The sequence below is a fragment of the Psychromonas sp. SR45-3 genome, assembly GCF_014163575.1.
Classification (GTDB): Bacteria; Pseudomonadota; Gammaproteobacteria; order Enterobacterales; family Psychromonadaceae; genus Psychromonas; species Psychromonas arctica.
This window is the reverse complement of record NZ_JACJDP010000046.1, coordinates 1-24,767: the sequence shown is the minus strand read 5'-3', so window position 1 is coordinate 24,767 and position 24,767 is coordinate 1. Positions and strand designations below refer to the sequence as shown.

The following is a 24,767-nucleotide window of genomic DNA, read 5'->3' as shown; positions in this document are numbered from 1 at the left end:
TTTTTCTTCTTTTACACCAACGTTTTTAAGATCTACAGTTTTGATCTCGCTCAATCAAAGTCGAATAAAACTAAGCACCTCTCACCTCTTTGAAAAAATAATAAATACTTAAAATAGCAAGGCTTTCTGCTCCGATGGCCTTAAAAACAGATATTAATTTCACAAATAAAATAAAAACCAATCTATATCAATTAACTAATCAAGTGATTATGATGTGCTCCCTCAGCAATTTATATTATTAAAAATTCATTTTTTATCACTTTTAACGACTTTATGGACTTGTTATGAACAACAAAAATAACTCAGCTCAATCAGGTGGAGTATGGTCACGCCTGGAACTATGGAAAAAAATCCTGATAGGAATGCTTCTTGGTGTGATGGTTGGTACTTTAATGGGGCCTAGTGCTGAAATTCTTAAACCATTAGGTACACTCTTCATTAATGCTATTAAAATGCTTATTGTCCCATTGGTTTTTTTCTCGCTTATTGTCGGCATCACATCAATGCAAGATACCAAAAAAATGGGCAGAATTGGACTTAAAGCAATTGTGCTTTATTTAGGAACCACAGCTTTTGCAATTACTATTGGTCTTGGGCTTGCTACCATTTTTACACCCGGTGCAGGATTAGAAATGATTGCAGTATCTGCAGACACAGCAATACCTAATGCACCAACTCTAGTGCAAACATTGCTTAATATGATTCCTAAAAACCCAGTCGGTGCACTTGCAGCCGGTAACATTTTACAAATTATCGTGTTTGCAATTGGCCTAGGTATTTCTTTGGCATTGATTGGTGAAAAAGCAGACCCTGCTATTAAGCTTTTTGAAAGCCTTGCAGAAGCTATGTATAAACTAACTGAGTTAGTGATGAAGCTTGCACCTTATGGTGTATTTGGCCTAATGGCTTGGGTTTCAGGTAAATACGGCGCGGACGTGTTGCTACCTTTAGTCAAAGTAATTGCTGTGGTTTATTTAGGTGCATTAATTCACGTAGTTATATTTTACAGCGGTGTAATCGCTATTTTGGGTCGCTTAAACCCTGTTCGTTATTTAAAAAGTTTAATGAACCCTGCTGCTGTTGCATTTACGACTACAAGTAGCTCAGGCACTCTGCCAGCCACTATTAAAGCGTCGCGTGAAGAGCTAGGCGTTTCTAAGGGTGTAGCAAGCTTTGTGCTACCACTTGGTGCAACCATCAACATGGATGGAACTGCTTTATATCAAGGGGTTTGTGCTCTATTTATCGCACAAGCATTTGGCATTGACCTTGCAGCTTCTGACTACATTACGATCATACTAACGGCTACATTAGCGTCAGTAGGTACTGCAGGTGTCCCTGGTGCAGGTCTGATCATGCTTTCATTAGTATTAACAACTGTTGGCCTTCCACTGGAAGGGTTAGCGATTGTTGCAGGTATCGACCGTATTCTTGATATGGCGCGTACTACTGTTAATATTTGTGGCGATATGATGGTTTCATTATTAGTTGCTAAAAGTGAAGGTGAGCTTGATAAAGAGATCTTTAATGGCAATAAAGCATTTAAAGAAACTGTATAAGATTTACCTTTAACAATATCAAACGCCACTTGCTGTAAGTGGCGTTTTTTAAATATTACTTGATCTTATCTTCAAGAATAATCCCGCTAAAAAATCTTCAAGCAAACTCTACTAATATCCAAGCCCCAGCGAAGAAAGCCACATCCACTGTTTATCAACTGATATGTGCTCGTAAAACCTTCAAAATATCTAAATCTATTACTGACATTTTACTTATAGACACAACTTGTTTTGTATCAATACCTAAGTATTTGGTTTGGATATAGTGTGTCGAAGTTAACTCATCCACTACAGCGGCTAAATTGATTAGTTTTAAGTAGAAAACTTAAACTCTCAGCGGATATTTGGCAAAAAATCGGAGCGAAGATTAAACATGAACCAATCTATACACGGTCATCAGGTCATGGAAATGATGGCAGAATCAAAAAAAACTTATACTAAACAAACGTTAAAAGCAGAAATTGCTAATATTTTTGGTGAGAATGCGCTTTTTCATACTTGCATGGGGAGCGACTTAAGCGCAGATCAATTGATTGAGTTTCTAGCATCTAAGGGAAAGTTTATAGAATCGGCAGAGGGAATTAAAATGCCAGAGGATCATCTTTGCTAAACAACAATAAGCGCAATTAATGGTTAAGCCGCATGCTATCAGGTAAGGTTTATGTAGAGCATTGATAAAAGAGTGATAAGCACTCTTTTATCAATAGGTAAGTTGAAATAAAAGCCAATATCAGTATTCATTATATCGCTTTAGGGCTTAACCTTTTACATGCATCGTTGCGTCTTTGAAAAACTCATGTAACGTTAAGATTAAATGCTTCTCTAATACTTGAGAGGTGCATTCATTTAAACTATTAAAAGAATCATAATCTCCTTTCTCGTAGTCGGTTTCATCTCTCACACAAAAGCCTTTAGTAAAGATCACTTCACCTTTTTGCTCTAAAATATATGCTGCGTCGAAATCAGCAATAATATTGTACTCAGAAGAAGCAAGATTGACGAAGATTAGCCATAGATACGCTCATTAATATCGTGATGAAATAAGAGGAGGCATTAAAGCTATCGGAATTGCAACATCTCAGCGTTACATTGATAGGCTGTATCAATAGTACGATATGGCATTAAATTGTAAATTTGAGACATTAAAAAATAAATTTTAAAAAATTATTGCTCGTATAAAACACAATTTTACATATAAAAAAAAAGCAAAATAGTTATTGCAATTTGCATAAAACAGACCTCACTTACAGCATTTTGTTAGTAACTACTAACAGATATAAATCATGCCAATTTGTCCACAATTTTATCCACTAATTTAATGATAGTTATCCCTTGAAAATTTTTCAAAAAGCTTTATCTTGTGCCTCTTCCTTAGAACCAACACTACATCTTGTGTTTTAAATGAACAATCAACACTATAAGAAATAACTGCTTGTAATCGCTAAAGTAATTATTTTGTTCTTCGACAAAAGGTAAAAAAATGAATAAAAACCTATCTGTGACCAAACGAAACGGAAAGAGAGAAAGCATTGATCTTGAAAAAATTCACCGCGTGATCACCTGGGCGGCTGAAGGGCTAAGTAATGTTTCTGTTTCACAGGTAGAGTTAAATTCACATATCCAGTTTTACGATGGTATTCGCACCGATGATATCCATGAAACTATTATCAAAGCCGCAGCAGACTTAATCTCTGAAGAGTCGCCAGACTACCAATACTTAGCAGCTCATTTAGCGGTATTTCATTTACGTAAACGTGCTTACCGTCGTTTCACACCACCAAGTGTGTTTGAACATGTCAGTAAAATGGTATCAAAAGGCAAATACGATGAGCATCTATTAGCCGATTACACCAAACAAGAATTTGAAGAAATGGACAAGTTTATCGACCATGATCGTGACTTGAACTTCTCTTATGCAGCCGTAAAGCAGCTAGAAGGTAAATACCTCATTCAAAACCGTGTTACCGGTGAAATTTATGAGAGTGCACAGTTTTTATACCTGATGGTATCTGCTTGTTTATTTGCTGATTACGATAAAGATGTACGTTTAGACTATGTAAAACGTTTTTACGATGCAACATCTCAATTTAAAATATCATTACCGACACCTATTATGTCTGGTGTGCGAACACCAACACGTCAATTTAGCTCATGTGTGCTTATTGAAGCTGATGACAGCTTAGACTCTATCAACGCGACCTCAAGCGCCATTGTAAAATATGTATCGCAACGTGCGGGTATTGGTATCAATGCAGGTCGTATTCGTGCAATGGGGAGTACCATTCGCGGTGGTGAAGCTTTCCACACAGGGTGTATTCCATTTTACAAACACTTCCAAACGGCGGTTAAATCTTGTTCTCAAGGTGGCGTTCGTGGTGGTGCAGCAACTGTCTTCTACCCTATTTGGCATTTAGAAGTTGAATCATTATTAGTACTTAAAAATAACCGCGGCATCGATTCAAACCGTGTTCGTCACCTTGATTATGGTGTACAACTGGGTCGTTTATTCTATCAACGCTTAATCGATAAAAAAGATATCACTTTATTTAGCCCGTCTGATACACCGGGACTATACGATGCTTTCTTTGAAGACCAAGATGAGTTTGAACGTTTGTATCATCTCTATGAAAGTGATGAGTCAATTCGTCAAACTTCGATTCCGTCAGTGCAATTATTTTCACTACTGATGCAAGAGCGTGCAAGTACAGGTCGTATTTACATTCAAAATGTCGACCATTGTAATACACACAGTCCGTTTGATAGTAAAGTAGCACCAGTTCGTCAGAGTAACTTATGTTTAGAAATCGCGTTGCCGACTAAACCGTTAAGTCATATTAAAGATGAAGAAGGCGAAATTGCGTTATGTACGTTGTCTGCTATCAACTTAGGCGCGATTGAGTCATTAGATGAAATTGAAGAGCTATCAGAGCTAGCAGTACGCGCTTTAGATAACTTATTAGATTATCAAGACTACCCAATTTTAGCAGCAGAGAAAAGCAGCATGAACCGCCGTACGTTAGGTATAGGCGTGATTAACTATGCTTACTACCTAGCAAAAAATGGTGTTAGATATTCAGATGGCAGTGCAAACAACCTAACACATAAAACTTTTGAAGCGATTCAGTTCTACCTATTGAAAGCATCAAATAAGTTAGCCAAAGAGCGTGGCGCTTGCCCATTGTTTAATGAAACTAATTACGCAAAAGGTATTTTGCCATTAGATACTTATAAAAAATCGCTAGATTCAATTTGTGATGAAGCCTATCACCTAGATTGGGAAACGTTACGTGCAGATATCGTTAAAGATGGTTTACGTAACTCAACATTATCAGCATTAATGCCTTCTGAAACATCAAGCCAGATATCTAATGCAACCAACGGTATTGAACCACCACGTGGCTTCATTAGTATCAAAGCGAGTAAAGATGGCATTTTAAAACAGGTCGTTCCTGAGTTTGAAAAATACAAAGCAAACTATGAACTGTTATGGAGTATTCCTAATAACCAAGGTTACTTAGAGTTGGTGGGTATTATGCAAAAGTTCGTTGATCAAGCGATTTCAGCGAATACCAACTATGATCCTAAACGTTTTGATGATGGTAAAGTGCCGATGACGACATTGCTTAAAGATTTATTAATGGCATACAAAATGGGTCTTAAAACACTTTATTACCATAACACTCGTGATGGTGCAGATGATGAAAAAGTAATTGAAGACGATGGCTGTGCCGGTGGCGCTTGTAAGATATAACCAACATTACAATTAATTGTTATAAAAAAGAATGTACTGAGTACATTCTTTTTTTTTGCCTAAAATTCATGTTGCATGTGTTTACAGACACACCCCGCATTTTTCTTGTAAAGAATAAAATAACCGCTTTATTTCAACTATCTCATCTATACTTTGGTTCAAAAAACATCTCGATTAACTTTTTTCACTTTTTTTAGATTATTAGGAAATTAAAATAAGCATTCTAAGGTCTTTATGTTTGAGCTATCCATTACAAGACAAAAAACTGTGCGCTAACAACGCAGTGATTTCAAAATAATAATAAACGTAATGGCTATGAAAATTCGACGTGGGTGCTTAAATAGTTGTAACGCAACTAAAGACCGCCCTATCGCATCCCTATAAAGGTTATAAACTATGTTAAAGAAGATCGTACTACTGTTACTAGCAATCGTATTAATAGGATTGTTTTTTCATTTCAACTTGCACCAACTCTTAACCTTAGATGGGTTGAAAGGATCAATGGATCAATTCAGTGAGTTGAGAGAAAAATCCCCGCTTTTAGTTATTGGTGGTTTCTTTGTTCTGTATGTTTTAGTCACCGCATTAGCATTACCTGGGGCGGCTATTTTAACACTCGCAGCCGGCGCTTTATTTGGTTTATTTGAAGGCTTCGTGATTGCTTCTTTTGCTTCTAGTTTAGGTGCTTTGTGTTCGTTTTTAGTGTCGCGTTATTTATTACGCGATTCACTTAAAAATCGTTTTCCTGAACGACTAGCTGCCATTGATGAAGGGATCAAAAAAGAAGGGGCTTTTTATCTATTTACTTTGCGCCTTGTGCCTATTTTCCCTTTCTTCTTGATCAACCTATTAATGGGTGTAACGGCACTTAAATCGTGGACATTCTACTGGGTTAGCCAGTTAGGTATGTTAGCCGGTACATTTATCTACGTAAATGCGGGTACTCAACTTGCTCAAATAGAGAGCCTATCGAATATTTTATCGTTTAACCTAATTATCTCTTTTGTTTTGTTAGGTCTATTTCCACTTATCGCAAAAGGAATTGTCAATATGATCAAAAAACGCCGTGTTTATGGTAAATGGACTAAACCAGCTAAATTCGACCGTAATATGGTTGTTATTGGTGCTGGCGCAGGTGGACTTGTTACCAGTTATATCGCTGCTGCTGTAAAAGCAAAAGTAACTTTAATTGAAGCCGGTGAAATGGGTGGTGACTGTCTTAACTATGGCTGTGTACCAAGTAAAGCCATTATTAAAAGTGCAAAGATTGCTGAACAAATTCGTAATGCACACCACTACGGTTTAGAAGATACAACCCCACAATTTTCATTCAAAAAAGTAATGGAGCGTGTTCATCAAGTGGTTGCCGATGTCGCGCCGCACGATAGTGTCGAACGTTACACTAACTTAGGGGTTGAAGTAGAAAAAGGTTATGCAAAAATCCTTGACCCTTGGACAGTACAAATTAGCTATGAAGATGGAACAACAAAGAAACTAACAACGCGTAGCATTGTTATCGCAACCGGTGCACGCCCATTTGTGCCGCCACTACCAGGTATTGAAGAAACAGGTTACGTCACTAGTGATACGCTGTGGAATGAGTTTGCAAAATTAGAAGAAGCACCAAAAAAATTAGTGGTACTCGGTGGTGGTCCAATCGGTTCAGAATTAGCGCAAAGCTTTGCACGTCTTGGTTCAAAGGTAACGCAAATTGAAATGGCTGAACGCATCATGATCAAAGAAGATCTTGAAGTGTCTGAATTTGCAACTGAATCGCTAAAAGAAAGTGGCGTGAACATCTTAACATCGCACCAAGCATTACGTTGTGAGACTCAAGACGGTAAGAAATTCATCATCGTTAAACATAATGAGGAAGAAATTGCGATTGAATACGACCAATTATTATGTGCTGTAGGACGTAGTGCACGTTTAACGGGTTATGGTTTAGAAGAGTTAGGTATTGAAACAAACCGTACGATCTTAACTAACGAGTATTTAGAAACTCTTTACCCTAACATCTTTGCTGCAGGCGACATTGTGGGCCCTTATCAATTTACTCATGTTGCAGCGCATCAAGGCTGGTACGCTGCAGTAAATGGTTTATTCGGACACTTGAAGAAATTTAAAGTGGATTACCGAGTGATCCCATGGACAACCTTTATTGATCCTGAAGTTGCTCGTGTTGGTATTAATGAAGCTGAAGCCAAAGAAAAAGGCATTGATTATGAAATAACACGCTTTGACTTTGAAGAGTTAGACCGCGCGATTACCGACAGCGCAACCAAAGGTTTCATTAAAGTCATTACGCCTAAGGGCAAAGACAAAATCTTAGGTGTGACGATTGTTTCTGAACATGCAGGTGATTTAATCGCAGAATTTGTGTTAGCCATGAAGCACGGCTTAGGGCTTAATAAAATTCTAGGTACGATCCACAGTTATCCTACATGGGCTGAAGGTAATAAGTATGCAGCTGGGGAATGGAAACGTAATCACGCACCACAAACCGTATTAAACTGGTTAGAAAAATACCATACTTGGAGACGCGGTTAATGACCTCCGTTATAGTAAATACAACCAATAAGGTAAGCGCATTGGTCCGCTTAACCTTAGGAGCTGCAATATTAAGTAGCTCGCTTATTAGTCATGTTTACGCTGAAACTGAAGCAAAAAATCTACATGCAGATTGGACTGAGTTACTTCAGGAAAATGTTGCTGCAATTGATAACGGGCAAAGTACTGCAGTCAATTATGCTGGATTCAAAAATCAAGAGAGTGCACTGCAGACTTACCTTAAACAGTTAAGTAATACTTCGCGTGTGACGTTTGATGCTTGGCCGAAAGAAAAGCAATTAGCCTTTTTAATCAATGCTTATAATGCATGGACTGTTGAGTTTATTTTAACTGAATACCCTGACCTAGAGTCGATCAAAGATTTGGGCAGTTTATTTAGCTCTCCGTGGGATAAAGAGTTTATTCCGCTGTTGGGTAAAAAAATAAGTTTAAACGATATCGAACATGGTCTTATTCGTGGCAGTGATCGCTATAACGATCCGCGTATTCATTTTGCCGTAAACTGTGCCAGTATTGGTTGCCCTGCACTTCGAGAAGAGGCTTACACCGCCGATAAGCTTGAACAGCAATTAACGCAACAAACTGAGCGTTTCTTAACCGACACAAGCCGCAACTATATCAAGGGTGATACTTATTACATGTCATCAATTTTTAAATGGTATGGTGAAGACTTTGAGAAAGGCTTTCGTGGTACACAATCAATACAAAGCTTTATAGGGCTTTATGCAGATGCATTGACATTGAATGTGCAGCAAGCATTAACATTAAAAAACCAAGATTTTAATGTTAAATTTTTAGATTACAATTGGAAACTTAATGCGACTAAGTAAATGTTTAAATAACTATTACCGTCAATTGATCATTAGCCTTTGTCTGCTAAGCGTTATTCCGCTTAGCAGCAATGTATTTGCAAATGAAGCAAGTATTGAAGCTAAATCGACTTCCCGTGCTTGGCATAATGTTGAAAAACGTGGTACAAAACAAAACGTATATTTTCATGCGTGGGGAGGCGATCAACAAATTAATAATTATATTCAATGGGTTGCTGATCAAGTTAAGCAAAAATATGCGATAAATTTACACCATGTAAAACTCACTGATACCAGTGAAGCAGTCAGCCGTGTTTTAGCAGAAAAAGCAGCAGACAATCATCGTAATGGCCAAGTTGATTTAGTTTGGATCAATGGAGCAAACTTCGCATCGATGGCCAAATATCAATTACTCGCAGCAGACTGGGCTGGAGAGTTACCTAATTTTGAATTAACGAACCCCACTAATAACCCGGCGATGACACGCGATTTTGGTGTGCCAACACAGGGGATGGAAGCACCATGGGGACAAGCTGCCCTGACTTTTTACTTTGATAGTTTAAAAGTAAATGATGTGCCACAAACATTACCCGAATTATTAACTTGGAGTGAAAATCACCCAGGTCATTTCACTTACCCTAAACCACCCGACTTCTTAGGCATGAGCTTCTTAAAGTACGCACTGATCATTTTAAATGAACAGCAACCAGCCAATATTAAGGAAAAGCTCTACCAAGATGCAACAGTAGAAAGCCAAGCACAATTATTACCGTCGTTATGGCAATTCTTAGATAAATTACACCCTACTTTATGGCGTCAAGGTAAACACTTTGTATCCAATGGACTAGCATTACGTCGTCTAATGGGTGATACAGAGTTACAAGTCTCATTTACCTTTTCAGCCGCTGAAATCCCTTCTGCGATTTCTCGCTATGACTTACCAGATAGTACGCGCAGCTATAGAATGAAAGACGGTAGTTTAAGTAATATCCACTTTGTAGCAATACCTTATAACTCACCTCATATTGAGGGCGCTAAATTAGTTGCTAACTTTTTATTAAGCCCAGAAGCACAATCTAGAAAACAAAAAACAGCAGTCTGGGGCGATAGTAGTGTGCTCGATTTATCACAATTAACTGCGACACAAAAAACGCTCTTTGCTGCTCCTGAAAAACAACATTTAAGTGCGAACATCATCAATATAGATAATACCCGTTTGTTAGGTGAATTACACCCTAGCTGGGTTCAAGTCATTACAGAACAGTGGCTTACCCGCTATGGAGTACAATAATGATTGTTGCTAATACCCTGTTTACGCGTGTAGTACGCAATAGCCCATATCTGTTAATTGCCTTGTTAGTGGTACCTGTCTTGGGTGGTTTATTAGGCGTGTTGTTACCTGCTTTTGGTTGGTTTCCCGCGCTTGGGGCGCATGAATTTGGTTTGTTTGGGTTTGTTCAACTTTTTCAAACGCCAGGCATTGAGCGCATGGTATTGCTCAGCTTTGGAACTAGCTTAGCCAGTACATTATTAGCTTTTATAATCACCATTTTAATACTTGCAAGTTATTTTAATAGCCCTTGGTTAAAACGGATCCAGCGTTTATTAGGCCCAATATTAGTTATTCCTCATGCAGCAGCCGCGATAGCAATTGGTTTTTTAATTACACCTTCTGGCTTTTTATCACGACTTGTTTCACCTTGGTTAACAGGTTGGGACACACCACCAGATTGGCTTTTGCCACATGATCCCTATGGCTTAAGTATCATCTTCGGACTGACTCTTAAAGAACTGCCCTTTTTACTGTTAATCGCCCTAGGGGTATTAGCACAACCTGAAATTGGTAAAACCCTAAGAGCACAACATAAAGTGGCATCAAGTTTAGGTTATTGCCCGATGACCGGCTTTTTTAAAGTTATTTTGCCTAGTCTTTACGGTTATATGCGTTTACCGCTTCTTGCAGTATTAGCTTATTCAAGTGCGAGTGTGGAAATTCCCTTAATTTTAGGACCAAACACTCCTCCAACCCTAGCCGTTGCAATAATGCAGTGGTTTAATGATGTTGATTTAAGCCTACGTATTAAAGCGTCATCAGGGGCAATTTTACAAATTGTAATTACTCTCTCGCTATTAGGTAGTTGGTGGTTATTAGAATTATTCGTTAAAAAGTGCAGCGCAGCATTTTTAATTAATGGCGAACGGGAATACGGCGGTATGTTAATCAAACGATTAACAGATATGATAACAATCGCTATGCTCACCGTTATTGGCTTAGCATTGGTTGCAATGGTGTTATGGTCTTTTGCTGGCTTTTGGTCTTACCCTGATATTCTGCCGCAACAACTGGTTAGCTTGCATTGGACGTCGGCATTATTACAGATGCAAACGCCCTTATTTAACACACTGGTGATCGCCATCAGCACCACTTTAATTGCTATCGCATTAACACTGTTGGTCCTTGAAGCTGAACAACAAAATACCAAAACCATCTCTGCGATTAGTGGTTTTATTATTTATTTACCATTGCTTATTCCAAGTATCGCTTTTCTATTTGGCATCGTCTGGTTATTTGAGCAAGTAAACAGCCAACATGCTTATGTTAATGTGGTTTTTTCACATTTATTGTTTGTTTTACCCTATGTGTTTTTATCGCTAGCCAACAGCTATCGTCGTTTAGATCCTCGCTTTAGCTCAGTAGCAGCAAGCCTTGGCGTGCCACCGTCAAAAATATTTTGGCAGTTAAAATTGCCGCTATTAATCTCACCTATTTTAATTGCCAGCGCATTAGGTTTAGCGATTAGCTTTAGCCAATATTTACCTACTCTGTTATCGGGTGCAGGTCGAATCAATACCATCACAACGGAAGCGGTCACCCTTGCTAATGGTGCAAGTAGAAGAACCAGTGCGGTTTACGCATTAATGCAGATGTTATTACCTGCACTATTTTTTATATTAGCTTGGGCTGTACCAAAGTTCTTCTTTCGTAAGAGAGGTTAGGAAATCAAATGAAATCAACATCGACTCAGAAAATACCATCACTGAACATTAGTCACTTGCAGTTAAAGCAACAAGGAACGCCTTTATTATCTCTTAACGAAGAAGTTAAAGGTGGTGAAGTACTGACCATTATGGGCCCTTCTGGTAGCGGTAAATCAACCTTGTTAAATTGGTTAGTGGGTATGTTACCCAGTGATTTTACTGCCACTGGTGAACTGTATTTAAATGGTCAAGATATTACCAATACCGCAAGCCACCTTCGTCATATTGGTTTGTTATATCAAGATCCTTTATTGTTTCCGCATCTCACCGTAGCTGGCAATATTGCCTTTGCTATGCCGAAAGGTGATAAACAAACGCGTCGAGATGAAATTAGCGAAGCATTAAATCAAGTAGGTCTTGCTGGAATGGAAAAACGTTGCCCACAACATCTATCGGGTGGTCAACAAGCGCGGGTGGCTTTGTTACGTGTATTATTAAGCAAACCCAAAGCAATTTTATTAGATGAACCTTTTAGTAAATTAGATAGCCAATTGCGCCAAGAAACACGTCAATTAGTGTTTGAGCAAATACAGCGTTATAGCTTACCTGCGGTGATGGTGACACATGACCAAAGCGACGCAATTGCAGCACAGGGTAAAGTGATCACATTAGACACGCTATCTTTAAATGAAGTCGCTTCATAGAACCAAATAACAGGAAAAGAGATGCTAGATAAATTTGTCACGCCTTATATCAAACCACTATTAATGCCGCTAGTAACGCAGTTAGATAAGCGTGGTGTGCATGCAGATCAAATCACTATAGTTGGTTTTGTTATTGGTTTATTAGCGGTTCCTTTATTAGCGGCACAACTTTGGACAGCGGCTTTAGTGATGATCATCCTTAATCGTGTCTTTGATGGTTTAGATGGAGCACTCGCTCGCTATCAACAACGTAGTAGTAGCGCGGGTGGTTTCTTAGATATTTGTGTCGATTTTTTATTCTATGCAGCTATTCCCTTAGGGTTTGCTTTAGCAGATCCGGTTCAGAATGCCTTAGCCGCATCGGTATTATTAACCGTATTTATTGGCACCGGTTCAAGTTTTTTAGCCTTTGCGATTCCCGCTGAAAAATTAAACCTAGCACGTCCACAGTTTGCCAATAAGAGCTTTTATTTTTTAAATGGTTTAACCGAGGGCACAGAAACCATTGCCTTTTTTGTGGCTTTTTGTTTGTGGCCTGCTTACTTCCCTGAGCTTGCTTATAGCTTTGCTTTTTTAGGCGCTATTACTATCTTCACCCGTATCCACGGTGGTTACCGTACTTTAAAGAATCATACTGAAAAGTGTGATGCTAACGAAACGACTGACGATAATGAAAATACAGATGATAAAAATAACGCAGGAAGCGACATTAAAAGTAATGTTGAAAGCCATATTGAAACTAATGTTAAAAGTAATGTGAAAAACAGTGATAAAAGTAACGACTCAAACAGCAATATGAACAATAATGAAACAACCAATGAGCAAGATGTTAAGCAGGAAAAATAATGATAATCGATGATACATTTATTCGTGTTGGGATATTTTTTACCATTCTAGCCACTATGATGCTGATCGAGCTTTGTTTCCCTGCACGACAACTACCTAATAAACAACACTCCCCGACCCAATCAACCCGATTACTCGGTAATTTTGGGTTAATCATTATTTCAGGATTCACTTCTCGATTAATATTACCGATTGGATTAGCAGGCTTTGCACTCTATTGCGCAGGCCAGCAATGGGGACTATTTAACCTGTTACAACTACCGATTTGGTTAAATATCGCTCTGAGTCTTTTATTATTAGATATGTTGATTTACTGGCAACATCGTTTATTTCACAAAGTTCCTCTGTTGTGGAAACTACATCAAGTACATCATGCTGACGCGCACGTAGATACCAGCACCGGATTGCGATTTCATCCATTAGAAATTGTAGCAAGCATTGCCATAAAAGGGATTGCGGTATTTGTATTAGGAGTCCCTGCGGTTGCGGTGATCTTGTTTGAGGTGTTATTGAATGGTTTTGCTTTGTTTAATCACGCCAACATTCGTTTGCCAAGAAAAGTAGAAAAAGTAACCCGTTTAATTTTAATGACTCAAATATTGCATCGTATCCATCACAGTCAATTATACAAAGAAAGTAACTGTAATTTTGGTTTTAGTGTTATCTGGTGGGATAGACTATTTGGAAGTTATGCGGCGAGTGCAACTAAGCCAGACTCAAAAATTGATATTGGATTAGCCGAATACCCTGATGCAAAAGACAATGCCAATTTGTGGGGATTATTGATGATGCCCTTTAAAAGAAAATAAAATAATTGCACCAGCTTTTGTTTGACAAAAAATACTTTTCTGCAGGTACTAATTAACAAACTGGATACGTGGACATGACGCATTGAATATCTTAATATACTGCAATTTTATATTATATTATTCTGGAGCATCTCATGGCTTACACCACTTTCTCTACCCTTTCCAACGATGCTATGAAAGAGCCTATGTTCTTTGGTAACCCTGTTAACGTGGCTCGTTACGATCAACAAAAATTCGAAGTATTTGAAAAATTGATCGAAAAGCAATTAAGCTTCTTTTGGCGTCCAGAAGAAATTGATGTAAGTCGTGATCGTATCGATTTTTTAAATCTGCCGGATCATGAACAACATATTTTTATCTCTAACTTAAAATATCAAACATTATTAGATTCAATTCAAGGCCGAAGCCCAAACGTTGCATTGTTACCTATCGTTTCATTACCAGAGCTAGAGACATGGATTGAAACATGGGCGTTTTCTGAAACTATTCACAGCCGTAGTTACACGCATATTTTACGTAATTTATTTACTGACCCAAATGAAGTGTTTGAAGATATTGTTAATAACAATGAAATTCAAAAACGTGCCATTGATATCTCTTTTTATTACGATGAACTGATCCATGCGGTGCAATTCATGCAGTTACACGGGTTTGAGCAAACTGAAGTTAAATACGTTAATATTCAAGGCAAAACAGAAGCATTAACTTTACGTGATATTAAGAAAAAATTATATCTATGTATCTGTTCGACAAATGCCTTAGAAGCGATCCGTTTTTACGTTTCATTTGCTTGTTCATTTGCTTTTGCTGAACGTGATTTATTGGAAGGTAACGCTAAAATCATCAAGCTAATTGCACGTGATGAAGCATTACATTTAAATTCAACGCAACAAATATTAAACCTATGGGCAGATGGTAAAGATGACCCTGAAATGGCAGAGATAGCGTTAGAGTGTTTTGCTGAAGGTCGCGCTATTTTCTTGAAAGCAGCGGAACAAGAAAAAGAATGGGCGCAATACCTGTTTAAAGATGGTTCAATGATCGGTTTAAATGAACAAATTTTATGTCAATACGTTGAATACATTGCTAACCAACGTATGCAAGCGATTGGTTATGAACCACATTTTGAAGTTAAAAGTAACCCGATCCCTTGGATCAACCATTGGTTAGTTAGTGACAATGTACAAGTTGCCCCACAGGAAGCAGAGATTAGTTCTTACTTAGTAGGACAAATTAACAGCTCAGTGGATAGTGCAGATCTTAGTACGTTTGAACTGTAAACAAGTTTAAAAAATGTCATCAACACTGACTTACAACGGCAAACCCTACACGCTTGACCCGAACAAGACATTGCTTGAGAATTTAGAGTCTCAAGCGGTGTCCGTTGAGTTTCATTGTCGAGATGGACACTGTGGCGCTTGCCGTTCAATTTTACTTGAAGGAAAACCAGACTACAGTAGCTTTCCGTTGGCTTACCTTAAAGATGACGAAATATTACTTTGCTGTAGCAAAAGTGAAACAAATATCAGTATCAAGAGCCAATAAATACAGCTATATTTTGTTGGCTGATTTATATGCAGTACATTATTCAATCAATGTAAATAAGTTGGTTTTAATCAAACCAACTTTGATCTTCTTTTAGCAAGATTAAACAGCAATCTATCCATTAAAATTAAAAAATAACACCATAAATATCAATAAGTTAAAATTTAAAGTGTTTAATGGAGACGCACTTATCAATTTTTTTAATTACTTTGACTAAATACGAGTGACATTACCTCTCATTAAATTAAATATAACTAAGCCTAACTAAATAGGTAGTGTTATAATCAAATAATATCAATTTTTTATACATGGAATTTATCATCGGCATGATGCTGAAAGTACCTCACTTACTTATTTCATCTATTTTACTGTTCTGTTTTTCAGGGACGCTATTCGCACAAGCTAAATTCACCGATGGTTATGAAGCAGCACAGTCTGGGAATTATAAAAAAGCAGTACAAATCTGGCTTCCACTCGCAACACAAGGAGATCCTGCCGCTCAGTACACTGTAGGCTGGATGTATGAAAGTGGTCAAGGGGTCGCAAAAGACTTTAAAAAAGCAATTTATTGGTACCAAAAAGCTGCACAACAAGGCAACCCTGCCGCGCAATATGTCACCGCGACTATGTATGCAAAAGGCGTCGGTACTGAACAGGATTCAAGCAAAGCATTAAGTTATTTTTTACTAGCTGCAAATCAGGGTGACCCTATTTCACAATTCCAGGTAGGTAATTATTATTTACAGGGTATTGGCACCAAACAAAACACTACACAAAGCATTTATTGGTATCAAAAATCCGCTGAACAAGGTCATGTGAATGCACAAATTAGCCTAGGTAAGTTATACCAATCTGCTCAAAATAATGAATTAGGTATAAAACAAGATTATAAAAAGTCTATTTATTGGTACCAAAAAGCGGCCACTCAAAATAATTTAGCCGCACAGTACGAGCTGGCGATGATTTATGAAAAAGGGTTGGGTGAAAAGCAAAGCTACCCTAGAGCCATTCAACTTTATACAAAATCAGCCACCAATGGTTATGCTCCCTCAGCCTTCAAATTAGGTCAATTACTCGAGCTAGGAGATGGTACTACCACTAATTTTTCACAAGCTTTAGTATGGTATCGTCAAGCTGCATTGCAAGGTAATACCGATGCTCAATACCGGCTCGGTTACTTATCACAAATGGGTAAAGGCACGGCTAAAAATATTCAGGTAGCTATCGAATGGTATACGCAAGCATCACGCCGTGACCATGCACAAGCTTATTATCAACTGGCACAAATATATGAATATGGTACTTCAGGTTTTCCGAACGATATAAGTAGAAACTTACAGAAAGCATTTAAAAACTATCAATATGCTTCCACATTAGATTTTAAGTTAGCGCATGCGAAATTAGCTTACTTTTATGAGCATGGTATTTTCACTAAGGTTAATAAAGCTGAAGCAATTGCCTTATATAAAAAAGCATCGCAGACTTGGGCGAAAACAAAGTTAGAAAAACTCGTAAGTCATGAACAATGCTTAGATACAGCAACCACTTTATTATTCTCAGAGTTAATCAGTTGTGCAGACCGCACTTTATTACGTGATAAAATAAAGCAGCAATCGATTAAAGTGTTGTCAGAAGATAATACTCAATGGTCAGATCGTTATTTCACCGGAGCCATGATCAAAGGCTCTAGTGAGTTGACCATTGACTACACGCGAGAAAATCAATTCGTAAAAGCCACCTATACTTTTGTTGGTCGCAATAATCCAGCATTAATTGGTAAAATAAAACAACAATTAACTGAACGTTATGGAGAACCTCACCTATCTATTGGCGAAGCACTTCAAGGCGAAACAAGTTATCAATGGACATTAAAAGATAGCATAACCCTGAACATATATCGTTTTTGGCCAGATACCACTACTTTTGTTGAATACATTCAGCCACAAAACCTACAATTACAAAAAGCACAACAGCAACAATCAATGGAACATGCATTCAGGCCTGAATCAGAACAACAAGCCGAATCAACAGCATCGGCTCCAATAACATTGTTTTAAATATCGTTCTAAGTATCGTTTTAAATACCGTTTTAACTCTAATTTGTAGTTAAAAAGTTCAGGCCTCTTAAACAATGAGTCTTTGTCTTAGCGACACCAATCTCATCAACTCGGTCGTGATAAGGCCTTAAATTTATTTAAATAAAGTAATGCCTTTTTCTTCACGCTTATGAAAAGATACAAATACAATAATTGTGACACTAAAATTTAGACACAACTATTTCGATACATATTTCGACAAAACAATATTTAAAATATTAAAGAAGTTGAATCACAAGACTGAAAATGATTTAAAAACTTAAATTCAGATAAAAAATCACCCATTTACAATAAGAGAACTCATGGATAGCACAATATTACTCTTTATAAGCGTTGCCTTTAGCTTTGGAATGTTAATTAACTTAACCGGACTACCGCCTATGGTTGGTTTTTTATTAGCCGGTTTTAGCCTTAACTTTGTTGGTTTTGAGTCCACCGATGCTTTAGTAACGTTTGCTGAGTTAGGGGTAACCTTGTTGCTTTTTTCTATTGGCTTAAAACTCAATATTCGCACTTTATTTAAATCCGAAGTATGGGCAGGAACGACTATCCACCTTGTTTCCAGCATTGTTTTTTATACCTTATTGCTATTTGCAATCAAACAAATTGGTATCTCACTTTTTTCTGAGTTAGATATTGCAGGCATTGTCCTAATTGCCTTTGCATTAAGCTTTTCCAGTACCGTATTTGCGGTGAAAATATTAGAAGAAAAGAGTGAAAGTAACTCGCTTTATGGTCGTATCGCCATTGGTATACTGATCATGCAGGATATTTTTGCAGTGCTATTTTTAACTATATCAGTCGGTAAAATCCCCTCTCTATGGGCACTAGGGTTATTGGCTTTACCTTTAATTAGACCTATTTTATATAAACTATTAGACAAAGCTGGACATGGCGAATTGTTGATCTTATATGGTTTCTTTTTAGCGTTAGTGGTCGGTGCTGGGTTATTTGAAAGTGTCGGCATGAAAGCGGACTTAGGTGCTTTAATTGCAGGTATGCTGCTAGCAGGACACCCTAGTGCTAAAGAGATGGCGAGATCATTGTTTAATTTAAAAGAGCTGTTTTTAGTGTGTTTCTTTTTAAATATAGGGTTATCTGGTTTACCTAATGTTGACCACCTTATGGTGGCTGGCATTTTATCCCTCTTATTAGCCGGTAAAATCATCTTTTACTTCTTAACTTTAAGTAAATTTAAACTACGTTCACGTACCTCATTATTTGCCGCTTTCAGTTTGGCCAACTACAGTGAGTTTGGCTTAATTGTCGCGTCATTAGCAACTCATAAAGGTTGGTTAAGTCAGGACTGGTTAATTATTATTGCCATTGCCGTCTCCCTGAGTTTTATCATTTCTGCTTTATTGAATAAATATGCTGACACTATTTATATGCGCTATAGCTTAGCCTTAAAACGTTACCAATCAACTCGCTTACATCAAGATGACCGACCAGTTCGTGTTGGTGATGCTCAAATCTTAGTAATGGGTATGGGCCGAATTGGGGTGGGTGCATACGATGCGCTCAAAGATACTTACGGTGAAAAAGTAATGGGTATTGATTACAACCATCATACCACCTTGCAACATCGCGAAGCAGGTCGTCGCGTGATCACCGGCGATGCTTTGGATTCAGATTTTTGGAGCAAATTACAACTCACTGAGAATGTTAAGTTAATTTTATTAGCGATGCCCGATCATAATGGTAACCGTTATGCCGCCGAACAATTGAATAAAATTGACGGGCATACCTTCAAAGTCGCCGCATTAGCTCATTATAAAACCGACGAAGTTGAATTAAACGAATTAGGCGTGCACTTAGTTTTTAACATGTACGAAGAAGCCGGAGCAGGTTTTGCTCGCCATGTTTGGTCAGATTTGGAGAACGTTTTACCGAATAGCCCCTATAAACTTGACTTATAGAAGGAAATATTATGGAATCAGTTTTTTTTGTTACTAAATTGTACTGATTTCATGTGACTTTTGATGTTTATTCTGCAAAAATCATAAACCTCAATATGTTGATCTAGTTTGATCACTAAGCGAATTGGTTAATAATCTTACGCTTAGAAGTAATTCAAGAAGTAACGGGCTACTTTGATACCCGTTTACAATAAAAAAGGTAACCTTATGTGTTCTATTTTTGGTGTGCTCGACATTAAAAGCGATCCTATCGCATTGCGCCAACAAGCAATTGAAATGTCAAAACTGCTTCGTCATCGTGGCCCAGATTGGTCTGGTGTTTATTCTTCTGATAAAGCGATCCTTGTTCATGAACGTCTTTCTATCGTTGACGTGGATAATGGTGCACAGCCTTTATACAATCAAAATAATACACACATACTTGCGGTAAATGGTGAAATCTACAATCACAAAGAATTAGAAGCTGAATTAACTTGTGGTTACCAATTTAAAACTAAATCAGACTGTGAAATCATTCTTGGTTTATACGAAGAGAAAGGTAATGCGTTTTTAGATGATCTAAACGGTATCTTTGCTTTTTGTTTATATGACGAAGAAAAAGATAAATACTTAATCGGCCGTGACCACATGGGAATTATTCCTTTGTATCAAGGTTGGGATGAACATGGTAACTACTATGTTGCATCTGAAATGAAAGCGTTAACACCAATTTGTTCAAAAGTATCTGAGTTCCCACCAGGGCATTACTTAGACAGCGAAATCGGTGAATTAACTAAATATTACGTTCGTGATTGGATGGAATATGATGCAGTTAAAGATAACGGCGGCAGCGCTGCTGAAATCGGTAAAGCACTAGAAGACTCTGTAAAACGTCAATTGATGTGTGATGTACCCTACGGTGTTTTATTATCTGGTGGTTTAGATTCATCTGTTATTTCTGCAATCACGCAAAAATTTGCTAAACAGCGTATCGAAGACAATGATGAGACTGGCGCTTGGTGGCCACAACTTCACTCGTTCTCTGTAGGTCTTGAAGGTTCACCAGATTTAGCAGCGGCTCAAAAAGTTGCTGATGAATTAGGTACTATTCACCACCCTATTATCTTTACCGTACAAAATGGTATTGATGCACTTAAAGAAGTTATCTATCACTTAGAAACTTACGACGTAACGACTATCCGTGCATCAACGCCAATGTACTTAATGGCACGTAAGATTAAAGCAATGGGTATCAAAATGGTACTTTCTGGTGAAGGTGCTGATGAAATATTTGGCGGTTACTTATACTTCCATAAAGCACCAAACGCAAAAGAGTTCCATGAAGAGTTAAACCGTAAACTAAGCAAACTTCATATGTTTGACTGTTTGCGTGCTAATAAATCAATGGCAGCTTGGGGTGTTGAAGCGCGTGTACCTTTCTTAGATAAAGAGTTCTTAGACGTAGCAATGCGCACTAACCCAGAACTTAAAATGATCAAAGATGGTAAAATCGAGAAAAATATCCTACGCGAAGCGTTTGATGGTCAGTTATTACCTGAAGTATTATGGCGTCAAAAAGAACAGTTCTCTGACGGCGTTGGTTACAACTGGATTGATACACTAAAAGAGCATGTTGCGACCCTAGTAACAGATCAACAGCTTGCTGCTGCAGAGTTCAAATTCCCAATTAATACACCAGATACTAAAGAAGCTTACTTCTACCGTAGTATTTTTGAAGGCCATTTCCCACTAGACAGTGCGGCAGAATGTGTTCCTCATGGTAAATCTGTTGCTTGTTCAACTGTTGAAGCATTAGCGTGGGACGCAAGTTTCCAAAATAATGCCGATCCTTCGGGTCGTGCTGCAGGCATTCATAATGACGCTTACGCACAAAAATAAGTATTATTATTGACTGTACAATAAAGCGCTCAATGAGCGCTTTTTTTATGAGCTTTTTTTATTGATTTTTATGGACTTTATATAGGAAAGCGAGAATATGAAAAATACACTTTGTGTTTGTTGCAGCGGAAAAATCTATCAAGACTGTTGTCAACCCTTTCATGACCTACAACAAAAGCCTGCTACCTGTGAACAATTAATGCGATCTCGTTTTAGCGCATTCTGTTTACAACTTGGCGAATACTTATTCTCGACCTATCACCCTGATTATCGAGGTGATTTAACCGTGGAAAAATTATCTGAAAAATCATTAGATTGGAAACGCCTCGATATTATCAATACAACAATGCTTGCAGATACGGGGACCGTAGAATTTAAAGCTTGGTATGTCGCTCAAGGGCAATTAAATTGCCATCACGAACTTTCTAACTTTGTGAAAGATCATCAACAATGGCTTTATTGCGACGGAACTTTTTATCCTAGTGAAAAATCAGGTAAGATACGGCGCAACGACACATGCCCTTGCGGTAGTGGCAAAAAATATAAAAAGTGCTGTGCTTAATAGCAAAATTGAACCAATCGAGAAAATAATGGAAAAGAAAACATTACTAACAAATTGCCCCGACTCAAAAGGGTTAATCGCACAAATTACTAATATCTGTCAAAAACACCAATTAAATGTCGTTAAGAATGATGAATTTGTTGACCATCAATATAATCGTTTTTTTATGCGTACAGAGATTGAAGGTATTTTTAACGACCATACGCTATTAGCGGATTTAGATTTGAATTTGCCAAAAGGTTCTACACGCTCTTTGATCAGTGCAAGCCACCGTAAACGCATTGTTATTTTAGTCACCAAGGAAGCGCATTGTATTGGTGATATTTTAATGAAAAGTACCTATGGTGGTATTGATGTAGAGATTGCTGCGGTAATTGGTAATTATGATATCTTAGAAGATTTAGTGACTAAATTTGACATTCCTTACCACACAGTAAGCCATGAAGGCCTTACACGTGAGGAGCACGAACAAAAGGTATTGGAAACGATTGCACCGTACACACCGGATTATGTGATTTTAGCTAAATATATGCGTATTTTAACGCCTAATTTTGTTGAAGCCTATGCCAATAAATTAATTAATATACACCACTCTTTCTTACCAGCTTTTATTGGTGCAAAACCTTATCAGCAAGCGTTCGACCGTGGTGTTAAAATCATTGGTGCAACGGCGCATTTTGTGAATAATGACCTAGATGAAGGTCCAATTATTACTCAAGATGTGGCACATATTGACCATGCTTATAATGCCGAAGCATTAGCAAAAGCAGGTAGAGATGTAGAGAAATCAGTATTAAGCCGCGCATTACAACGAGTGTTAGACGATAAAGTCTTTGTATATGCTAACCGCACTGTTGTTTTTAGATAATATCAGCTAAAGAATAGCTTTAGATAATAAAAAACCTTAACAATTGTTAAGGTTTTATTTTTTGTAATTAGTCATTTAACAAAATTGAATATTAATACCATTAAGCATGAGATCAACTCTTTAGCGTCATTGATATTAAGACTTTGGTGTCATAAAGTCGCTTAATTCATCAAGCGAAGCCATTGTGACAAACTCACCATTTAAGGAAAAAGTCACTAATTCTCCTACCTTTTCTCCTCGTAATACCGCTTTTTCCCCATTTGTATAAACAATATTGTAATCTATCGTTTTGCTATTAACTGGATTAACTTGCATCGAATACACTGCTTTTTCAGTCAAGTGATGATCTACTTGTGTTTTTTGTAATGGTTTTAAAGGTGGTTTAGTAAATGCAGGATCCACTTTCTCATTCACTTTGTACATAGTTTTAACTTTAGAATCAAAGATATGTGGTTCGCCATTCAAAGGATTTTCACCCGTCCAAAACTCAAGTGCATTAAAAATAACGACATCAACAGCCAGTGTTAATGCATACACAGGAATCAATAGAATATTAATACCACCACGACCGTAGCGGTTATCTACCACTTCCAAGTTGAACTGCATCACCTTGTCAGTCACCGCATTGCTGCCCACACAGGCCGACAATGAGGTGGTTAGAGAACCAACAATCACTATCATCGCCGTAGTTTTAGTGGCTCTTTTAGTTGCGAATTTAGCTACTTTACTTCCCATAAACACGTTTACCCTGATTTATAACATTATAATTAATAAGACATTTTAAGGTATTAATTATACTTTAAAATGAAAACTTGAAATTATGACCGCGTATTGAACATCAAGTTCAGAGTCGGCAGATTTTATCTTTGACTAATAAAATATTCAAATATTCAAATATTCAAATAATAAGAAGGTAGTAAGTAACATTATTGAGAGGGTCATGGACAAAAATGGAGCTATTTAAACAGTAAAGTACTTAATGATGTCTGTAGTTTGATATTTAGTGAGCTTAAACCTAAACACAGCTTAGGAATAATGTACGCGTAACGGTTTACTTTCTAAGTCTAAGTTTTTATATTCATCTAGCAAACTCACATTCATGCCGTTAGGAGAAGATGTCACACCTGCTGTAGTGAAGGCGTTCGCCTCTTTATCACTTTCAGAGCCTAAGAGTGTTGATTGATAAGCTGCATTCACGCGTTGTTTTTTCAAAAGAGGTAAGTTGTCTAAAATATCATCTGGGAACTCGCCGCTTACTTGCTTTGATAATAATGCTTCATTAGCCAGCAGCTGTTTCAAACGAATATCAGTGAGCTTATTATTATGTAAATCATTGTTCAACTCGGCTAAAATATTCGCACTTGGCCCAGTATTAACTAGCGGTTGCGCGTTTGGTAAATCAAAATAAGCGCGTAGATCAACCTTCTTTTCTACTTCGGTTTGCTCAACTCGCCCAGAGAATTGCGCAAAATCACGCGCATCATCTGATAACAAACTTAATAACAAATTAAATTTTTCACGAGTACCATTATGCACAGCAGTATTAAGCTGCTGACCTAATTGCCACTCGTTGATTACTATCTGTTGATTAAGTTGCTCAATATTCATACTAAAAGAAAGATTCCTTGTTGAAGTATTCTCTTTATCGGCAACAAATTGATTTTATTTAATGTTTTTTTAAAGTTTCTTCTTCACAAGCGAAATTTTTCTGATATTATCTCACTCGAAATAACGGAGGGGTTCCCGAGTGGCCAAAGGGAACAGATTGTAAATCTGTCGCGAAAGCTTCGGTGGTTCGAATCCACCTCCCTCCACCATTTCACTCCTCATGCAATACATTGCAAATATATAACACTTTCTTATTTTTCTTA

Annotated in this window: 19 protein-coding genes, 1 tRNA gene and 1 pseudogene; 18 read left to right on the top strand and 3 right to left on the bottom strand. The window is 37.5% G+C overall.

The window, feature by feature from the left end:
• Nucleotides 1-284 precede the first annotated feature (284 nt).
• Nucleotides 285-1,559 carry a dicarboxylate/amino acid:cation symporter gene (locus H5084_RS17190; RefSeq protein WP_028869726.1) on the top strand — a complete coding sequence of 425 codons (1,275 nt, stop codon included), beginning with the start codon at nt 285-287 and terminating at the stop codon, nt 1,557-1,559.
• A gap of 373 nt (nt 1,560-1,932) precedes the next feature.
• Entirely contained in the window at nt 1,933-2,169 is a 237-nt protein-coding gene (locus tag H5084_RS17185; RefSeq protein ID WP_028869725.1) for a YecH family metal-binding protein, read from the top strand.
• Nucleotides 2,170-2,316: 147 nt separating this feature from the next.
• Here the strand turns inward: H5084_RS17185 and H5084_RS17180 are convergent, their stop codons facing one another.
• Nucleotides 2,317-2,460: a hypothetical protein gene (locus H5084_RS17180; RefSeq protein WP_169727669.1), complete on the bottom strand. Its 144-nt coding sequence runs from the start codon at nt 2,458-2,460 to the stop codon at nt 2,317-2,319.
• Between the two features lie 579 nt (nt 2,461-3,039).
• Here H5084_RS17180 and nrdA point away from each other — a divergent pair.
• From nrdA to purU, 15 genes and pseudogenes are all read left to right on the top strand, one after another.
• Nucleotides 3,040-5,310, top strand: a complete 2,271-nt coding sequence (nrdA, locus tag H5084_RS17175) for a class 1a ribonucleoside-diphosphate reductase subunit alpha (RefSeq protein WP_028869724.1) — start codon at nt 3,040-3,042, stop codon at nt 5,308-5,310.
• A gap of 396 nt (nt 5,311-5,706) precedes the next feature.
• On the top strand, nt 5,707-7,860 hold the full coding sequence (locus H5084_RS17170; RefSeq protein ID WP_182691814.1) for an FAD-dependent oxidoreductase: 2,154 nt from the start codon (nt 5,707-5,709) through the stop codon (nt 7,858-7,860).
• Complete coding sequence (locus H5084_RS17165) at nt 7,860-8,711, top strand: DUF547 domain-containing protein (protein WP_182691812.1); 852 nt, start codon at nt 7,860-7,862, stop codon at nt 8,709-8,711. Before H5084_RS17170 ends, H5084_RS17165 begins: the two co-directional genes overlap by 1 nt.
• Nucleotides 8,698-9,981 (top strand): ABC transporter substrate-binding protein, encoded by a 1,284-nt coding sequence (locus tag H5084_RS17160; protein WP_182691810.1) that lies wholly within the window; start codon nt 8,698-8,700, stop codon nt 9,979-9,981. The genes H5084_RS17165 and H5084_RS17160 overlap by 14 nt, the downstream gene beginning before the upstream one ends.
• Nucleotides 9,981-11,687: an ABC transporter permease gene (locus H5084_RS17155; RefSeq protein ID WP_182691808.1), complete on the top strand. Its 1,707-nt coding sequence runs from the start codon at nt 9,981-9,983 to the stop codon at nt 11,685-11,687. The genes H5084_RS17160 and H5084_RS17155 overlap by 1 nt, the downstream gene beginning before the upstream one ends.
• 8 nt (nt 11,688-11,695) lie before the next feature.
• Complete coding sequence (locus H5084_RS17150) at nt 11,696-12,373, top strand: ATP-binding cassette domain-containing protein (protein WP_182691806.1); 678 nt, start codon at nt 11,696-11,698, stop codon at nt 12,371-12,373.
• 21 nt (nt 12,374-12,394) lie between these two features.
• Nucleotides 12,395-13,042, top strand: a pseudogene (locus H5084_RS17145) (CDP-alcohol phosphatidyltransferase family protein); the annotation flags it as partial.
• A gap of 179 nt (nt 13,043-13,221) precedes the next feature.
• Complete coding sequence (locus H5084_RS17140) at nt 13,222-14,028, top strand: sterol desaturase family protein (RefSeq protein ID WP_182691828.1); 807 nt, start codon at nt 13,222-13,224, stop codon at nt 14,026-14,028.
• Nucleotides 14,029-14,162: 134 nt separating this feature from the next.
• Nucleotides 14,163-15,308, top strand: a complete 1,146-nt coding sequence (gene nrdB, locus H5084_RS17135; protein WP_037072009.1) for a class Ia ribonucleoside-diphosphate reductase subunit beta — start codon at nt 14,163-14,165, stop codon at nt 15,306-15,308.
• Between the two features lie 13 nt (nt 15,309-15,321).
• Nucleotides 15,322-15,573: a class I ribonucleotide reductase maintenance protein YfaE gene (yfaE, locus tag H5084_RS17130; RefSeq protein ID WP_084296313.1), complete on the top strand. Its 252-nt coding sequence runs from the start codon at nt 15,322-15,324 to the stop codon at nt 15,571-15,573.
• A 326-nt stretch (nt 15,574-15,899) separates the two neighbouring features.
• Nucleotides 15,900-17,630: a tetratricopeptide repeat protein gene (locus tag H5084_RS17125; RefSeq protein ID WP_182691802.1), complete on the top strand. Its 1,731-nt coding sequence runs from the start codon at nt 15,900-15,902 to the stop codon at nt 17,628-17,630.
• Nucleotides 17,631-17,971: 341 nt separating this feature from the next.
• The gene (locus H5084_RS17120) at nt 17,972-19,588 is read left to right on the top strand and encodes a cation:proton antiporter family protein (protein ID WP_182691800.1); all 1,617 of its coding nucleotides are present in this window, start codon (nt 17,972-17,974) and stop codon (nt 19,586-19,588) included.
• Between the two features lie 207 nt (nt 19,589-19,795).
• Nucleotides 19,796-21,466 (top strand): asparagine synthase B, encoded by a 1,671-nt coding sequence (gene asnB, locus H5084_RS17115; protein WP_028869716.1) that lies wholly within the window; start codon nt 19,796-19,798, stop codon nt 21,464-21,466.
• Nucleotides 21,467-21,563: 97 nt separating this feature from the next.
• Nucleotides 21,564-22,028: a YchJ family protein gene (locus tag H5084_RS17110; protein WP_028869715.1), complete on the top strand. Its 465-nt coding sequence runs from the start codon at nt 21,564-21,566 to the stop codon at nt 22,026-22,028.
• Nucleotides 22,029-22,056: 28 nt separating this feature from the next.
• Nucleotides 22,057-22,896 carry a formyltetrahydrofolate deformylase gene (gene purU / locus H5084_RS17105; protein WP_028869714.1) on the top strand — a complete coding sequence of 280 codons (840 nt, stop codon included), beginning with the start codon at nt 22,057-22,059 and terminating at the stop codon, nt 22,894-22,896.
• A 135-nt stretch (nt 22,897-23,031) separates the two neighbouring features.
• Here purU and H5084_RS17100 read toward each other — a convergent pair whose 3' ends face one another.
• Together H5084_RS17100 and H5084_RS17095 are read right to left on the bottom strand one after the other, a co-directional pair.
• Nucleotides 23,032-23,631: a DUF3332 family protein gene (locus H5084_RS17100; RefSeq protein ID WP_245600444.1), complete on the bottom strand. Its 600-nt coding sequence runs from the start codon at nt 23,629-23,631 to the stop codon at nt 23,032-23,034.
• A gap of 291 nt (nt 23,632-23,922) precedes the next feature.
• A complete protein-coding gene (locus H5084_RS17095) occupies nt 23,923-24,504 on the bottom strand; it encodes a VC2046/SO_2500 family protein (RefSeq protein WP_051369219.1) in 582 nt (193 codons plus the stop codon).
• 125 nt (nt 24,505-24,629) lie between these two features.
• Between H5084_RS17095 and H5084_RS17090 the strand changes: the two genes are divergently transcribed.
• Nucleotides 24,630-24,713 (top strand) — tRNA-Tyr (locus H5084_RS17090).
• Nucleotides 24,714-24,767 lie beyond the last annotated feature (54 nt).

Excerpts from the sequence above, each read along its gene's own strand:
- nrdA (WP_028869724.1), top strand. The coding sequence starts at position 3,040 with ATGAATAAAAACCTATCTGTGACCAAACGAAACGGAAAGAGAGAAAGC.
- H5084_RS17150 (WP_182691806.1), top strand. The coding sequence starts at position 11,696 with ATGAAATCAACATCGACTCAGAAAATACCATCACTGAACATTAGTCAC.
- H5084_RS17120 (WP_182691800.1), top strand. The coding sequence starts at position 17,972 with ATGGATAGCACAATATTACTCTTTATAAGCGTTGCCTTTAGCTTTGGA.
- H5084_RS17155 (WP_182691808.1), top strand. The coding sequence starts at position 9,981 with ATGATTGTTGCTAATACCCTGTTTACGCGTGTAGTACGCAATAGCCCA.
- nrdB (WP_037072009.1), top strand. The coding sequence starts at position 14,163 with ATGGCTTACACCACTTTCTCTACCCTTTCCAACGATGCTATGAAAGAG.
- yfaE (WP_084296313.1), top strand. The coding sequence starts at position 15,322 with ATGTCATCAACACTGACTTACAACGGCAAACCCTACACGCTTGACCCG.
- H5084_RS17190 (WP_028869726.1), top strand. The coding sequence starts at position 285 with ATGAACAACAAAAATAACTCAGCTCAATCAGGTGGAGTATGGTCACGC.
- H5084_RS17095 (WP_051369219.1), bottom strand. The coding sequence starts at position 24,504 with ATGAATATTGAGCAACTTAATCAACAGATAGTAATCAACGAGTGGCAA.
- H5084_RS17185 (WP_028869725.1), top strand. The coding sequence starts at position 1,933 with ATGAACCAATCTATACACGGTCATCAGGTCATGGAAATGATGGCAGAA.
- H5084_RS17100 (WP_245600444.1), bottom strand. The coding sequence starts at position 23,631 with ATGGGAAGTAAAGTAGCTAAATTCGCAACTAAAAGAGCCACTAAAACT.
- H5084_RS17165 (WP_182691812.1), top strand. The coding sequence starts at position 7,860 with ATGACCTCCGTTATAGTAAATACAACCAATAAGGTAAGCGCATTGGTC.
- purU (WP_028869714.1), top strand. The coding sequence starts at position 22,057 with ATGGAAAAGAAAACATTACTAACAAATTGCCCCGACTCAAAAGGGTTA.
- H5084_RS17160 (WP_182691810.1), top strand. The coding sequence starts at position 8,698 with ATGCGACTAAGTAAATGTTTAAATAACTATTACCGTCAATTGATCATT.
- H5084_RS17170 (WP_182691814.1), top strand. The coding sequence starts at position 5,707 with ATGTTAAAGAAGATCGTACTACTGTTACTAGCAATCGTATTAATAGGA.
- H5084_RS17110 (WP_028869715.1), top strand. The coding sequence starts at position 21,564 with ATGAAAAATACACTTTGTGTTTGTTGCAGCGGAAAAATCTATCAAGAC.
- H5084_RS17125 (WP_182691802.1), top strand. The coding sequence starts at position 15,900 with ATGATGCTGAAAGTACCTCACTTACTTATTTCATCTATTTTACTGTTC.
- asnB (WP_028869716.1), top strand. The coding sequence starts at position 19,796 with ATGTGTTCTATTTTTGGTGTGCTCGACATTAAAAGCGATCCTATCGCA.